The sequence below is a fragment of the Halobacillus litoralis genome (assembly GCF_020524025.1).
GTDB classification, from domain to species: Bacteria; Bacillota; Bacilli; order Bacillales; family Halobacillaceae; genus Halobacillus; species Halobacillus litoralis_D.
In genome coordinates this window covers 18417-33306 of record NZ_JAIVKN010000005.1, presented here as the reverse complement: position 1 = coordinate 33306, position 14890 = coordinate 18417, and the positions used below count along the sequence as shown (strand labels likewise).

The following is a 14890-nucleotide window of genomic DNA, read 5'->3' as shown; positions in this document are numbered from 1 at the left end:
ATCGATGACTACGTATGAATCTCTTATGATTATGTTTGCGTTTGGAACGTTCATCATCACACTCCTTGCGCTCATCATCAAAATGACCAATAAAAAATAGACCCCCACTCAAAGTGAAGGTCAGGTGCATGTAAAGTCGAACGGTATCACGGCGACAGTTGCAGCTGTCGTCGATTCCTTTTTATTATAGCACAATTTCTTAAGGACTGAAGGGGAAAAGGACGCATATCGCCCCACCTGCCATTCTTCTTATTTTGAACTGGAATCTTCCTTTATTCGTCAGGTTTCACGTGAAACAACCCCCTCTACAGCTCTCGGTCTCCCCCTCCCCTTAAGGCCTTCTCTTCAAATGATCGTCCATTCGCATGAAGTCCCCGCCATGCGAATACAACAATCCAGGAAAAGAAGAAGGCGCAGAGAAAACCATACGTAGGTATGGATGCCATCAACCCTACACTGCTTAAACTTTCTACCATCCACCCTTGAAAGAAAGCACCGCCGATAATAGTAAATCCAAACAAAGCCGTAAGAATAATGGATACCCAAACCCAAGGCTTGAATTCCACAGAAATCCAGAACCACCATAAACACATCCAGGCAATGAGGAAGGCATAAAGAATAGAGGTCATGATAAACGTATTGACTCCGTACCAAAGACTAAATAAGCCTATAAGCGGACCCACCAGCACCACGCGTGCGAAGACTGTATACATTCCTTTCAGGGGACGCGGGCTGCCTTCTTGATTAACATCTAAAAGATAGCGGCCAAAAAAACCGGTAATTAAAGACAGCAGAAAAGCTGCTCCATGAAAGAACAAAGCCAGAACAAGCATCTCTCTTTGAGAAAAAGGGCCGATGCCCAACCCTGATAATCGGGAGAAAAAGAAACAAACCCCACCAATACCGAGATACAAAAATCCTGCATCAATACATATCTCTTCAGTATAACGTCCGGATCTAATATAAACCCGCCACAATCCCCCAACAGCAAGACACAAAGTAAAAACCATCCATATAAAACCCCAAATCGATGCCTGCCACCCTAAGGGCTGGGATAAAGATAAAGCACCAGCCACAGAAAAAGGGAGTGAGCAGATAAATACCTGCCATAACCATTCCTCTGCTTGATTCTTCAATGGTCGCTTTAACGCTTCCTCTAACAACAAGGGGATTAGAACAAACAAACTAAAGCCAAGGGAAAACTCCACCCAGCCGACAGGGAAGTATATTTTCCAAAGCAACCATAAGAAAAAACCGGCACCAGCAATCCAACGTCCAGGCATATACATCGTTTATCACTCCATATACGTAATAAAGAACAAGGAAAAACACGGTACTTTAGCGAATATAGTAGAAAGTTTACGATTTCATAAAACCTATTCTCGGGGAGTGTCGTCTAAAAAAGATGAGGTGGGATAAATTGATACACAAGCAGAGCTCACAGTCTATATATGAACCCGGAGAACAAGAGACACAACGCATTGAAAAGTGGATTGACGAGTATGGACATGACTTAAAGTGGCTTGCGTATTCCTATGTAAAAGATTATGCGCTTGCTGAAGATATTACTCAGGAGACGTTTATTAAAGCTTACCAGAAATACGACACTTTCAAAAAAGAATCGTCTTTGAAAACGTGGTTGTACAAAATCACCATCAATTTATGCAAAGACCATCTAAAAAGTTCTTACGTGAGAAGAGTCGTAAAAAAAGGGGCTGATCTATTCAGGTCCATTCCTTCTCCACGTGAAACACCTGAAGAACTTGTGATGCAGAAAGATGAAGATGAAGCTCTGCTTTCCCATGTCTTACATTTAGAGGACATCTATAGAGAAATTATCATTTTGTATTACTTTGAAGAATTCGATATCAAAGACTTGTCCCACGTATTAAACATTAGTCCCAACACAGTTAAAACAAGACTTCGACGTGCAAGACAGCTTTTACAAGAACGTTTGACAGCAGAAGGGAGTTCGTCAATTGAGTGATTTAATAGATCGTAAGTTAAAGAAATTAAATCAGGATATAAAATATGATCAAGTTCCTTATGATCAACGATACATGAAAAGAAATGTCCATCAGTCTCTTAAATCCCGCCCTAAAAAGCATCCTGAATTTAAGATGAAAAGCTGGCTCCTCCCTGTTATGACACTGCTGATTTTATTTACAGCCGTTCAGCTTGCATCAACCAAGACTGAGATGGAGGAAGCAGGACTTCTGACACCAAAAGAAAGCGCTGCAGGTTTTAAAGTCGCATCAGCTAAAAAAGAAGCAGCGTTCATGAATCAACCCGCTTCAAAAATGGTCCAGGAAACATATGTCATTCACCAAGATGAGCAGTTTTACCAAACCGGAAAAACCGTCAGTCCTGATCAACTAGGAGAAGTGATCGGAACCATCACCCCTTCTCATCTGGACGAATCACTGAAAGAAGCAGGGGAATTTCAGACTGAAACGAAGATATTTACAATAAAAGGAGTTGAAAATCAAAATAAAATTGCTATCAGAAGTTGGCGGAACACCGGAATTGGTGCTGCAACCATTAGTACTGAAGGCTACTATGTCTTTGAAAAGAGTGAAGCCCCGCAAATAACAGAAGGGTAATAGAGAATAGAAAGAGTTATTTTCTATCGACTCTTTCTATTCTCTTTTTTAGATACTCCCGCAAACGATCCAGTGATTGATAGATGTCCTCCTTTATCTTTGGATTATAAAAAACCGCTGCGGGATGATAGAGAGGAAAAATGACGTACTCCTTTTCTGTCCATTCATAACCTTCTCCGCCTCCTCTCTTTAGAATCTTAGTTTGGTGAGGTGAGCCTATTACGTCCCTGATTTTACTATCATCGCCTGTTAACCGCTCATAAGCCACTCCACCAAGCGTAATGATGACTTTTGGATGAACCTTTTCTATCTGGTAGTCTAACAACCGGGCATGAGCATAGATTTCTTTTTGATTCGGTTTACGATTAGCCTTTCTCCTGCCTCCACTTCCTTTTTTACTCGTGTTTACCCATTTGTAAGGACGACTCCTAACGACACTTGTAATAAAGATCTCTTCTCTCGACAATCCCACATACTTCAATTGCTTATTCAGCTCATCTCCAGCCCTGCCTATGAAGGGCACCCCCTCTACAGCTTCTTTCTCTCCCGGGGCCTCTCCTACCATCATAAGGGAAGATTTGTCATTTCCTCCACCAATGATAAATCCTTCCACGTCATAGGGAGCCATGTTTCTTTTCGCCTCATTGATCAGTTGTTCCGGCCAATTCATCCCCCTGCCTCCTTTCACTTTTCTTATTATTTCCCCTGCCAGAACCACTTCTACACCTTCTGCGTTTTTAGTTTTCAAGATTTGTAAAAAGGAGTATTATTTGTAGAGATGGTTATAGCATATATTCACCTAAATCAAAGATAAAAGGAGTACAGATTATGAGGAAGCTCTCGTCTTTCATTGTAAAAAGCCATAAGTGGCTGCTTGCTTTATGGATTATAGCCGCTATTGGCTTTGGGTATTTCGCAATACAGCTCCCTTCATTATTGGAAGGGGACGGTTTCCGTACAGATGGGGAATATGAAACTGTGGAGAATCAACTCACTGAAACGTTTGACTTCCCCGAGTCCACTTTGCTTATATTATTCGAAAACCAGTCGAATCAAAAAATAAGCGACACACTAGAAAACATAAGAGACCTCAATTTAGCCTCTCACATTGATTCTCCAATAGTGGAGGAATCCATGAAAAAAGAGAACATTGCATATGCCAGTATTCATTTTGATAATGAATCCCTGGATATGAATGAAGTCATCAAAGAAGTTAAAGAGGTTACGTCCAAAGCAGAAGGGACCACACTGACAGGGGCACCCGTTATATCTGAAGACATCAATAAAGCCAGCCAGGACGACTTAAAGCGTGCTGAACTTATCGGTCTCCCAGTTGCTCTGGTGATTCTACTGATTGCTTTTGGAACGGTTGTCGCTTCTCTTCTTCCATTAATTATCGGCGGCGTAACCATAGGGATCGGCTTTGGTATTTTGTCTATCATTGGTCAGAACACACAACTTTCAATATTTATCCTTAATATTGCACCAATGATTGGACTTGCTTTGAGTATAGATTTCGCTCTCCTCTTTATAAACCGCTACCGCGAAGAGATGGTGAAGCAGTCCAAATCAGAAGCTTTAATGACAACGATTGAAACAGCAGGCCGCTCCATTCTATTTTCAGCTGTCTGTGTATTTATCGGGCTTGCAGCGATGAGCGTCATTGAAGTGGACATTTTCACAAACATTGCTATTGGAGGAACGGTTGTTATTATTGTTGCGGTCCTTGCATCTATAACTCTCCTGCCGTCTCTTCTTTATGTCCTTGGACCAACAGTAAACAAGTGGCGTTTGATTCCTACAGAAAAAGACACAACACCACGCTGGCGGAAATTTGCAAAAGGGATTATGAAACGTCCCGTCATTATTACCCTTGCCGCCCTTGCGATTCTGGTAATCGGCGTTCTTCCCGTAACTAATATGAATTTGACGATTCCGACAATCAACGCTTTACCAGAAAGCTATGACTCCCGGTCATCCTATGAAACGATTGACACTACTTTCTTTTCTGACCAGGAAAGTACCGCCTATGTCATTGCAAAAAGAAACGGTGACTGGCTGAGCGAAGAAGGTTTAAAACAGATGAAGGATTTGCAGGAGGACTTAACCAAACCGGAAATTGTTGAATCGATTGATACACTCTATACAGCAAGCGAAATCGACTCGCCTGAAAATTTAACTGCGTCTCTAGACCAGCCGCAATTCCGTGAACAGTTAGAGCCTGCTATTGAACAATTCATCGCTGATGATGCCCTTATGATTCCTGTCTACTTAAATGTAGCCGCCAATTCATCAGAAGCACAGGAGCTCATGACAAAATGGAGCGAACAGAATTGGCAGGCTTCCATGATGTTTGGAGGACAGCCAAAATTTAATCAGGAAATCTACACAGAGATATCTGATAAAATAGGCCTCACCTTAGCTATTATCATCATTTCTACTTTCATTATTTTAATGATTGCTTTCAAATCAATTATCATCCCGTTAAAAGCCATTCTGATGAATGTTATAGGTCTGACCTCAACGTTCGGAGTGTTGGTCTGGTTATTCCAGGGGGGCCATTTTGGGTTGAATGAAGCGGATATAGCATTAATCCTCCCTGTGATAGTATTCAGCTTAGTTTTTGGTTTAAGTATGGATTACGAAGTTTTTCTCATATCAAGAATTCATGAATTCTATTTGGAGACGGGAGATAATACAAAATCAACTGTCGAAGGGCTTGCAAATACCAGCAAAATTATTACCTCTGCGGCCTTAATTATGATTGTAATTACGGGTGCATTCGCTTTTACCGGGGTTGTACCCGTGAAACAGATCGGAATAGGGATTGCAATTGCGATCTTTATTGATGCGACCATCATCCGCCTTTTACTTGTCCCGAGCCTTATGAAACTGCTTGGTGACTGGAACTGGTGGCTGCCATTTAGGAAGAAGAAAAAAAACACTATGAATGCATAGAACAAGGCAGAACAGAAGCGGTATAGTAACTCAGAAAAACCCTTGGGATGAAGGCAGTAACTTCATCCCAAGGGTTCTTTTAATTGGAATACTTTTAAAAGAATAGTGAGACTCTATAGAAAAGGAGGGAACGTTACATGGTAGAAAGCCAAACAGAAGATATCTTTCATTTATATGGTCACGGTGATTTGTATAAACGCTTTAAGACCCCTCTTTATGTGACCGGGCTTTTAGATGAAGTTGAAGAAGATGTACTTGAAGATTTTTTTGAGAACTTCGAGCTCTCCTCTTCTATATTATTTGATGAATTCCGCTTTTGGTTCCAATATTTTTCTGCATCTAAAAGAAACTCTTTCTTTTAATTACTTTTTTATGTATAGCTAAGGGATAGAGAAAGGTACCAAATTGTTTGGACAGGCAGGAAGCACGTATTAAAAAATCATGCGTATGAGGTGACTTGGAAATGAGTCAAGACGGACGTTTAGTTACTTTGACATCAGGGGAAGTCAGCGGCCTCTGGTCTGGATATATCGGTGAAACATTAATTAATTGTGTAATGGATAGTTTTTTACATAACGTAGTAGATCGAGATGCAAAAAGGCTGCTCGAACATAATTCTACTCTCGTTAAAGAACGAATAAAGAAATACAGAGAAATCTTTAACCAGGAGGGGATGAAGACACCACAGGGTTTTGGAGAGCAGGATGTCTTTCTAGATGCACCTAGAATGTTTTCAGACAAGTTCTACATGTTCTATTTAAAAGAGATGAGCCGCTCTTCTATCATCAATTACATGAACGCAATGTTCGCTTCCCATCGCAGAGATATCCGCTTATTTCTCCTGCAAAACATGAACGAATACGCAGATGTCTTTAATGGTGCTGTGGAAGCCCTGCTCGAGAAAGGAATCGTCATCAGGACTCCCAACATACCCATTCCAACAGATATTAAATTTGTGGAAGACAAATCTTTTCTCGGTAAGCTTAAAGGACCTCAGAGAGCCATTTCCGGCGCTGAAATTAAAGAACTCTACATTAACCTGGATACGAACATGCTCGGTAAGTCTCTAATGATTGCTTTCAGCCAGTCTGCTCAATCCGATGATTTAAAGACGTATATGCTTAGAGGTCGAAAAATCGCCCACAAACATATCGATATTTTTATTAATCAATTAATGGAGGAAGATCTGCCCGCCCCACAATTATGGGACCCTGAAGTAACGGAATCAAAAACCCCTCCCTTTTCAGATAAACTTATGCATTATCACAGCGGTCTTGCCTCAGCGAGCGGAATGTCCAATTACGGAACGGCACTTTCCCAAATAGCAAGAAAAGACTTATCCCTCACCTTCGCCCGTCTCATCCTTGAGACAGCTAAGTTTTCTTCAGATGGAGCTGTACTCAGCATTGATAAAGGATGGTTGGAAGAACCCCCGCTGGCATCCAACAGGGATCAATTATTTTATAACTAACAACTGGAAGGACACGTACAAATGAACCTCTCACCTTTTCATAGAGGATCATTTGTACATTTTTATTTTATTTGGAAAACAAGATAAGTTGTGATGAAGTAACTGACGATAATTAACAGGGATGGAAGGAGGTAATTCCATGAACGTGTCTTTTTCCTTGTAATACTAAAAATAATTAACAAAATAAATAGAATTGATGTTACGCCTGTAATCATGTTTGCCGGAGAGGATTCTTCTAAAAGATTCCCCTTAAAGTAGATGGCATCGGTAATAGCTAATATCATAAGGTTAAACGCATTGCTGCCCAGCAATGAACTGATTCCAAGGTTGAAATTTCTTAGTTTTAATGCCGTTCCAACACTCACGGCATCCGGTAGAGAAGTACTAATAGCCACTAAGAATGCTCCGATAAATGAAGCGCCAATGCCTGTAATGGCAGAAATTCGTTCGGCTGTCACCGTCAAAACGCTGCCAATCAGCATAATCAAAACAGCATATAGAACGAAACGGGCCACCGCCTGCTTATACGTATACTTCTCGTAGCGGTCTTTTTGCTTTTTCACTTTCCTCCCCTGGTACTCCGTCCGGTCATTTATGAGCTTTGCCCCTATGAAATAACAAAGAATAACGATGATGGATGTATAACTGATATGAAATACATGAGCAGGGAGAGTCAGACTTAAGCCTGCTATTACAATTGACGTCATTAAAATAACTAACCATCCATAGAGCTTACTTTCCGCAGTAGCATGTGTAAGAATCTGGTATCTGCGATAAATAATATCAAAAATGGCCAACCCCATAATATTAAACAAGTTACTACCAATTAAATTCCCCACGGCTAAATCAGGACTGTCAATAACAACAGCTGTTACACTTGAAGTCAATTCCGGAAGAGATATCGCCACACCAATGACCGCCCCCATAAACGCAGAAGACGCCCTTGTTTTTTCTTTTACTGCATCTCCAAACACAGACAGCCTGGACGCTACAAAGAATGTACTGATTCCTGACAGTATAAATAGAGCAAAAATCATCCAGTCGCTCATCAAAAAACTCCTTCAATCAAACTCCTTCTTAATCTCCTCAACCATTCCCCCCACTCCAAAAGAATAAACAGTAAAAAAAGGCCAGCTAATAAAAGCTGACCTTCCCTGATTAAATTATTGATGAACCGGTTCGTTTTCACGTTCCTTAATTAAGTCAGCTGTCAATTGACCGGAAAGCGTCACCATCGGAACCCCGCCACCCGGGTGCGTCGAACCACCGACGAAATACAGACCATCGTAAATTTGACTTTTAGAAGGAATTTTAAAGCCACCATTGGATTTGCGGTCCGCAGCGATTCCATAGATCGATCCGCCATTTGGACCATACAACGCCTCTAAATCTTCCGGGGTAAAGCGGTATTCAAACTCTATGGATTCGCGCAGACCTTCCATTCCCATTCGTTCAAGCTTATCGAGAACCTTCTCACGGTATGCGTCCCAATCAATAGGTTTGCGTTTTTTGTTTTCCAGCGGAGGAACATGTGTCAATATAAACAAGTTGTCTTTCCCTTCTGGTGCCTGGGAATCATCGGAGCGTGCTGATATGCCAATATAGATGGTTGGATCATCCGCAGGCTTTCCTTCATCAAAAATTTGCTTAAACTCTTTTTCAGGGTCTTCAGAGAAAAGGAAGTTATGATGCTTTAGGTTCTCAAATTTGCGGTCTGTCCCTAATAGAAGAACAAGCCCCGATACAGTCGGTTCAAATTTCTTCTCAAGTGATTTTGTTTCTTTCTTCACTTTTGAACTCTGTGGCGCAAGCTTACGGTAAGCAGGGATCACTTCTAAATTGGATACAACAATATCTGCTTCATGTACTGTTCCATCTTCCGTCTCCACACCAGTTACACGGTCACCCTCAACAACCAAACGTTGAACAGGGGTATTCAATTGAACATCGACCCGGAGCTCCTCCATCAAACGCCCCATGGCTTCTGCGATTTTATACATACCGCCTTTAACGTAATGAATTCCAAGACCCAGCTGCACATAAACAAGCTGATTTAAAATTGCCGGTGTGGCATAAGGATTAGACCCCACATACATCATGAAATAATTAAAGATTTGTTCAAGATACTTGTTATCAAAATGCTTATGGGTGGATTTAGCCACCGTATTCATAGGATCCATTTGGAACAATTCACTCAACTTATGATGTTTTTTCAGATCTTTTAAGTCCTGGATACTGTATTTATAGAAACTCTTCATACAAAGCTCATACATATCCTGACTGTAGGACAAGAAATCCGTCAGTTTTCGATTCGGCCTGTTCGTTACTTTCGCCATTTCTTCTAGCATGTTTGGCAGGTCACTTGTAATGTCGAGCTGTGTACCATCCTCAAAGAACGTTCGCCATTGAGGCTCTACACGCTCAACAGTAATATAGTCTTCGAGGCGGCGGTGTACGCTTTCAAACAATTGTTCCAATACCCACGGCATCGTCAAAATGGACGGTCCTGTATCAAACGTAAACCCTTTCCCTTCACGTCTGTTCAGTTTCCCGCCAATATTGCTGTTTTTCTCTATCACTTTTACATCATAACCATCCGCTGTTAATCGAATTGCAGCTGACAGACCACCTAAACCTGCTCCAACAATGATTGCTTTTTTCTTGTTCAACTCATCCACCTCCAAATTTAATAGACAAAAGGTATAAGACGGTATCTTTTACGGCACCATTCCTTGTATTTATCTCCATGCTCCCTCACCAGCATCGCTTCTTCCAGTCTAATTCTATGTAGTAAGGCGATCGTGACGAGTATTCCAAAAAAGAATGCTGTATAAAGGTTTCCAATTCCTATACAGAAACCAATAACTATAAAAAACAATCCAGTGTATAAGGGGTGTCTCAGTAATCTATATGGCCCCGTACTTACAAGCCGGTCTCCCTGATTAACGGAAACATTTCTTGTGAATTGATCTTTTAAATGGAGAATCCCCCAGTACCTGAGACCCACACCTGCAGTATATAAGAGTAAACCTGTCCACCAGATCCAACGGGCGGCGACAATACCAAATTCCCACTCCCTCATAAATAGAGACACACCAAGAGCCAGGATCACAGCTGTCAATATGAGCAGGAAGGAGCGGCGCTCATGTGATCCCCCTTCTTGGGAAGAACGGTCATTCCGAAAAATCAAAAACTCGGCAAGCCAGATCACTGTCACAACCAAAAACAAAAGCTCAAATATGTTCATGGAACACCGTCCCAATTCATAACCAACCGAAACACCCTCCCTCCGCCCGCATAGCTGCTACCCTTCTCTTTTTCCCATTGCCTTACAAGGATAAACAGTAACTTGCCTGGTAACCTAAAAGTCCTTATGATAATAAAGAAAGGAGAGGAACAAAATGGATCTGCTCTACTGGTATTTCATCCTATCTGTTGTCACAGCAACTTTTTTTGTTATATTTAAAAAAGTCACCAGAGGCACTTACTGGACCATTGCAGTCATTGCTATTCTTTATATAGGTTTGCTGCTATACAGCTTCGTTTTGGAATTCGGATCTTAATCAGAGCCCTTTCCTTTGTTTGTTAATGGCCTCTCGAATATGATAAAGTTCTGCGTACATAGCTGTAACATAAACACTTAGAATGCTTAAAAACATCGAAAGCACAAAGACTGATCCATCAAGATCAAATCCCAAAACGGACGAGAAGCCCACGATCGCTCCAATAATAATTCCAATCCCTGTTAAGTAAATGATTTTTTGAAACGTCACCGAATAAAACATCCAATCACCTCTTCCAAATTATCTATCTACTACTATACCCATCATAAGCTGAGGTTACACGTGACGCCTGCAGCCTGTGGAATAAGGGTATTTTAATATTCTCTTCCATCTATAAAGAACCCTCCCCTTCGACAAAACCTCCCCTATATCTCCATCTCCATACAAGGTGAATGATTTACCTTTTTTTAATTTAAACAAACTAAAAAAAGCGCAACCATAGGGTTGCGCTTTTCTTATATTCCGTTTATGCTTGCATACGTTGTGCTTCTTGATCAACATCGTGCTTTCTTTCAGATTCGGCAACGACAACTGCACATGCCGCATCACCGGTAATATTAAGAGCTGTCCGGGTCATATCAAGAAGTCGGTCAATACCGATAATCAATGCAATTCCCTCAACTGGAAGGGAAACTTGATTCAGCACCATCGCGAGCATGATTAAGCCGACACCAGGAACACCTGCAGTACCGATACTAGCAAGAACGGCTGTCAGTACAACCATGATCAGGGAAGCAAAAGATAAATCAGTTCCATATACTTGAGCAATAAAAATGGTCGCTACCCCCTGCATAATTGCCGTGCCATCCATGTTAATGGTTGCACCCAGAGGTTGAACAAAACTGCTGACTGGCTTAGGTACGTTCAAGTTTTCCTGAGCCGTTTTCATAGAAACAGGAAGAGTTGAACTACTGCTGGATGTACTAAAACCTACTGTCATCGCAGGGAAAAAGCCTTTGAAGAATTTCACTGGACTCATTTTACCCAGGAAAGAAACAGCAGAACCATAGGTGACCAGTGCATGAATAAATAATCCAAGGATGACAACAAACATGTACATACCCATTGCCTGCATTCCGTCAATCCCCATCGTGCCAATTGCTGAAGCTAGAAGACCGAAAGCACCATAAGGAGCAAAGCGCATAATCAAGTTAACAAGGAACATCATAATTTCATTTCCTTGTTCGACGAGCTTGTAAATGCCTTCTGTTTTCTTCCCTAGCATTGCTAAAGCAAACCCGATAAAGATAGCGAAGGCAATAATCTGAAGCATGTTTCCATCCGTCATCGATTGAATTGGATTGGTAGGGATAATATTAGTGAAGGTTTCTACAACACCAGGAGCTTCTTTTGACTCATATTCTGCTCCCGCCGTGTCAATATCGATATTTCCGGGCTGGAAGAGATAAGCAAGACTGATAGCGATTGAGATTGCAATCGTTGTCGTCACAAGAAAGAAAGCGATCGTTTTTCCGCCGATTCTCCCTAATTTTTTTGGATCACCCAGGGAAGCTGTACCAAGAGTAATTGAAAAGAACACTATTGGAACAACAAGCATTTTAATTAGATTTAAGAATACGGTCCCTAAAGGACTGAATACATAAGCATCTAGAGTAGTGAACAAATCAGGTGCAGCAAGATGCAGACCCAGGCCTACCAGAGCACCCAGTGCTAAACCTATAAAGATCTTGGTTGTTAATTTCATGACGTAACCTCCTACGAACAAAAATGAAAACGCTTTCTAGTTATTTTTTTCGAAAAATTCATTGAAAAAAAGCATTAAAAAAAGACGTACGCTAATGGAGCGTTGTACCTCTCGGGTTTTGCGTGTTTACATATGAAATTCTCTCAGTCTATTGGTTGCAACCATAGTGTGTTCGATTCGTGCTTTATAAATTATAGCACAGGTAGACTTAATTTTGAATAGAATTTGATGGCAGAAGTCTCTACAACCAACTATCTAACGTACTCTTTCCCTCTCATAAAACTCTTAAAACCCCTTCACAGAGGTTTTTTTAGCTTTATAAAAATTTTTAGAATATATGATAAATTTCATCAATTTGTCCATTTCTTGAATATTCTTCTAATCTAATGCATAAAAAAACGGCTGTTACAATGACAGCCGTTCTTTCTAGAGAATAAAGTCTTCATCTTTGGCTTGCCCCTTGGATTATTGATAAGCAGCTAGACATTTAGTGATTGATCAATCGTAGAGGTAAGCTGAGCAATAATATCCTCGTGGTCTTCTATTCCAATTGATATTCGAATGACATAATCATTAATCCCGATGTTCTCCCTTTCAACATCCGATAAAGCACGGTGGGATGTACGTACAGGGTAGGATAACGTCGTCTCCACTCCTGCTAGTGTAGGCGCAATTTTAATCCAGCCAAGTGATTTAAAGAAGGTTTCAATGTTCACTGTTCGATCCAGCTCTATCGTCACAATCGCTCCGTTCCCTCGCTCAGAAACATTTTCCGGGTAATATACCTTACGAACAGATCCGTGTTCTCTAAGAGCAAGCGCGACTTTACCGGCATTAAATGACTGCTGTTTCATGCGAAGTCCCAGAGTTTTGGCCCCCCTCTGGGTCAACCATGCCTCAAACGGACTAAGGTTTGCTCCCAAGGTCACTATTTTCTGCCTTGCTTTCTCAACCAGCGTCTCTTCACCTACCAGCACTCCGCACGTCACGTCACTGTGGCCGCCAATATACTTTGTGCCACTATGGACAACAAGGTCGATTCCCTGCGCATAAGGCTGAAGCAGATACGGGGTTGCAAATGTATTATCGACCATCAGCTTAATTCCCTTTTTCTTTGCGAGCTGATTCAACCCAGTTAAGTTCTCAACTCGTAAAAATGGGTTGGATATAGATTCTGTATACAATAGCTTCGTCTGCTCATTCACTGCGTCCTCCACAAACTCTAATTGAGCAAAAGAAACCATTGTCACATCTATTCCGAATGTTTCCAATTCTTTTGTAATCAGCTTGTGAGACCCACCGTAAACATCTTCTGCTGCTACTAAATGATCGCCAGGTTTACACACAGAAAGGATACCTGCAAGAATGGCAGACATTCCTGAAGATGTAGCTAAACCTGAAGGCGCCCCCTCCAGTTGAGCTACAGTTCCTGCCAGTTCCTCCGTGTTAGGATTTCTTTCACGGCTGTACAAATATGGACTGTCCCCTTCATAGTAACTCTCCAAATGATCTAAATCCTTAAATGTAAAGGCTGAAGTTTGATATATAGGCGTGCTTTTGCTGTTCGTTACTTGGTTTTGGTCCGTTTTATAATGGACCACCTTTGTTTCAAAAGATGTTTGCTTCATCAGTCGGCTCCCTTCTCTCTATATAATCAAAAATTATATAGACATTCAGTGAATATTGTCAAAGTTTTTCGACATATTGGGAGACAGAGGAAATGATATATCGTTCATAATCAATTTCATGGGGAACCATATCTACTCTCTTCATTTCACGTTTGTTTTTGTGAATGAGCGAGTATCCATGGACCGTTTCCTTTGTCCCCTCTACTAGAGTTTCCACCTTTTCTAACGGAACCTGTATAACATCCTGCACTTCATCTCCAAGTTGAAAAAGAAGGGAGTCAGGGCACGGATACAAATACACATGGCAGATTTCTCTGTCCACTATAGCTTTATCGGTAAGTTCTTCATTATAGACGCCCGTATAGATAAGGTCCTCAATATTTGTCTGAACTCCCAATTCTTCCTCTATTTCCCTTAACCCAGCATCAACTAAATTTTCATCTGCCCCTATATGTCCAGCCGCTGTAATATCAAATAACCCCGGGAAATCTTTTTTGTCTTGTGACCGCTGCTGAAATAAAAGTTGAACCCTTTCGTTTTCTTTTTTGAAAAACCAACAGTGGAACGTTTCGTGCCAGTCACCGTCTTTATGTACCTTTTCCCGCTCTTTTGTTCCTTTAGGTGTGCCTTCATCATCAAAAATCGTTAACATCTCTGCCATCAATCATCCCACCCTTCCATTTTCTTGAAACGTTGTTCTAAACAATCACCTGATCCCAGATACTTCTCTCTAATTTTTCACCCTCTCCTATCTGGAAGACTACTTCTTAAATGGAGGAAGGCCATCGCTTACCAAAGCCTTCTCTATATCTTCATTACGCATTGTATCAAATGAACTGCAGATCTTTACCAGTGTATGGTTCTTCTCCAATATCGTTTTGTTAAATGAAGTCCATGTCATTTACTGCCTTCTCCTTTTCAACTCTGGGTGAATCATAAAAGAGTTTAATTCTTTGCTATTA

The 14890-nt window shown here is 41.1% G+C and carries 17 protein-coding genes; 7 read left to right on the top strand and 10 right to left on the bottom strand.

From position 1 onward, the window contains the following. Positions 1-4 precede the first annotated feature (4 nt). Positions 5-100, top strand: a complete 96-nt coding sequence (locus LC036_RS16580; RefSeq protein ID WP_226585319.1) for a putative holin-like toxin — start codon at positions 5-7, stop codon at positions 98-100. 205 nt (positions 101-305) lie between these two features. On the opposite strand, the gene LC036_RS16575 is transcribed toward LC036_RS16580, so the two are convergent. Next, positions 306-1283, bottom strand: coding sequence for a YndJ family transporter (locus LC036_RS16575; protein ID WP_226585311.1), 978 nt, complete (start codon positions 1281-1283; stop codon positions 306-308). Positions 1284-1420: 137 nt separating this feature from the next. On the opposite strand from LC036_RS16575, the gene LC036_RS16570 reads away from it, so the two are divergent. After that, on the top strand, positions 1421-1987 hold the full coding sequence (locus LC036_RS16570; protein WP_226585309.1) for a sigma-70 family RNA polymerase sigma factor: 567 nt from the start codon (positions 1421-1423) through the stop codon (positions 1985-1987). Continuing rightward, positions 1980-2603: a hypothetical protein gene (locus LC036_RS16565; RefSeq protein ID WP_226585307.1), complete on the top strand. Its 624-nt coding sequence runs from the start codon at positions 1980-1982 to the stop codon at positions 2601-2603. Before LC036_RS16570 ends, LC036_RS16565 begins: the two co-directional genes overlap by 8 nt. 16 nt (positions 2604-2619) lie before the next feature. Here the strand turns inward: LC036_RS16565 and LC036_RS16560 are convergent, their stop codons facing one another. Then, complete coding sequence (locus LC036_RS16560) at positions 2620-3273, bottom strand: uracil-DNA glycosylase (RefSeq protein WP_226585305.1); 654 nt, start codon at positions 3271-3273, stop codon at positions 2620-2622. A 158-nt stretch (positions 3274-3431) separates the two neighbouring features. Between LC036_RS16560 and LC036_RS16555 the strand changes: the two genes are divergently transcribed. The 3 genes from LC036_RS16555 to LC036_RS16545 all read left to right on the top strand — a co-directional run bounded on the left by LC036_RS16555 (position 3432) and on the right by LC036_RS16545 (position 7032). Next, positions 3432-5561 (top strand): MMPL family transporter, encoded by a 2130-nt coding sequence (locus LC036_RS16555; RefSeq protein WP_226585302.1) that lies wholly within the window; start codon positions 3432-3434, stop codon positions 5559-5561. A gap of 137 nt (positions 5562-5698) precedes the next feature. After that, positions 5699-5923 carry a hypothetical protein gene (locus LC036_RS16550; RefSeq protein WP_226585300.1) on the top strand — a complete coding sequence of 75 codons (225 nt, stop codon included), beginning with the start codon at positions 5699-5701 and terminating at the stop codon, positions 5921-5923. A gap of 101 nt (positions 5924-6024) precedes the next feature. Continuing rightward, positions 6025-7032, top strand: a complete 1008-nt coding sequence (locus LC036_RS16545) for a DUF3231 family protein (protein ID WP_226585298.1) — start codon at positions 6025-6027, stop codon at positions 7030-7032. Positions 7033-7094: 62 nt separating this feature from the next. On the opposite strand, the gene LC036_RS16540 is transcribed toward LC036_RS16545, so the two are convergent. The 3 genes from LC036_RS16540 to LC036_RS16530 all read right to left on the bottom strand — a co-directional run bounded on the left by LC036_RS16540 (position 7095) and on the right by LC036_RS16530 (position 10279). Further along, the gene (locus LC036_RS16540; RefSeq protein WP_226585297.1) at positions 7095-8081 is read right to left on the bottom strand and encodes a sodium:calcium antiporter; all 987 of its coding nucleotides are present in this window, start codon (positions 8079-8081) and stop codon (positions 7095-7097) included. A gap of 114 nt (positions 8082-8195) precedes the next feature. Beyond that, on the bottom strand, positions 8196-9701 hold the full coding sequence (locus LC036_RS16535) for a phytoene desaturase family protein (protein WP_226585295.1): 1506 nt from the start codon (positions 9699-9701) through the stop codon (positions 8196-8198). 17 nt (positions 9702-9718) lie between these two features. Next, on the bottom strand, positions 9719-10279 hold the full coding sequence (locus LC036_RS16530; protein WP_226585293.1) for a methyltransferase family protein: 561 nt from the start codon (positions 10277-10279) through the stop codon (positions 9719-9721). A 154-nt stretch (positions 10280-10433) separates the two neighbouring features. Between LC036_RS16530 and LC036_RS16525 the strand changes: the two genes are divergently transcribed. After that, positions 10434-10595, top strand: coding sequence for a hypothetical protein (locus LC036_RS16525; RefSeq protein WP_226585291.1), 162 nt, complete (start codon positions 10434-10436; stop codon positions 10593-10595). On the opposite strand, the gene LC036_RS16520 is transcribed toward LC036_RS16525, so the two are convergent. The 5 genes from LC036_RS16520 to LC036_RS16500 all read right to left on the bottom strand — a co-directional run bounded on the left by LC036_RS16520 (position 10596) and on the right by LC036_RS16500 (position 14829). Further along, positions 10596-10817, bottom strand: coding sequence for a hypothetical protein (locus tag LC036_RS16520; RefSeq protein ID WP_226585290.1), 222 nt, complete (start codon positions 10815-10817; stop codon positions 10596-10598). A gap of 244 nt (positions 10818-11061) precedes the next feature. After that, the gene (locus tag LC036_RS16515) at positions 11062-12300 is read right to left on the bottom strand and encodes a dicarboxylate/amino acid:cation symporter (RefSeq protein WP_226585288.1); all 1239 of its coding nucleotides are present in this window, start codon (positions 12298-12300) and stop codon (positions 11062-11064) included. Between the two features lie 479 nt (positions 12301-12779). After that, the gene (locus tag LC036_RS16510) at positions 12780-13928 is read right to left on the bottom strand and encodes a trans-sulfuration enzyme family protein (RefSeq protein WP_226585286.1); all 1149 of its coding nucleotides are present in this window, start codon (positions 13926-13928) and stop codon (positions 12780-12782) included. Positions 13929-13986: 58 nt separating this feature from the next. Beyond that, a complete protein-coding gene (locus tag LC036_RS16505) occupies positions 13987-14589 on the bottom strand; it encodes an NUDIX hydrolase (protein ID WP_226585284.1) in 603 nt (200 codons plus the stop codon). A gap of 99 nt (positions 14590-14688) precedes the next feature. After that, entirely contained in the window at positions 14689-14829 is a 141-nt protein-coding gene (locus LC036_RS16500; RefSeq protein WP_226585282.1) for a hypothetical protein, read from the bottom strand. Positions 14830-14890 lie beyond the last annotated feature (61 nt).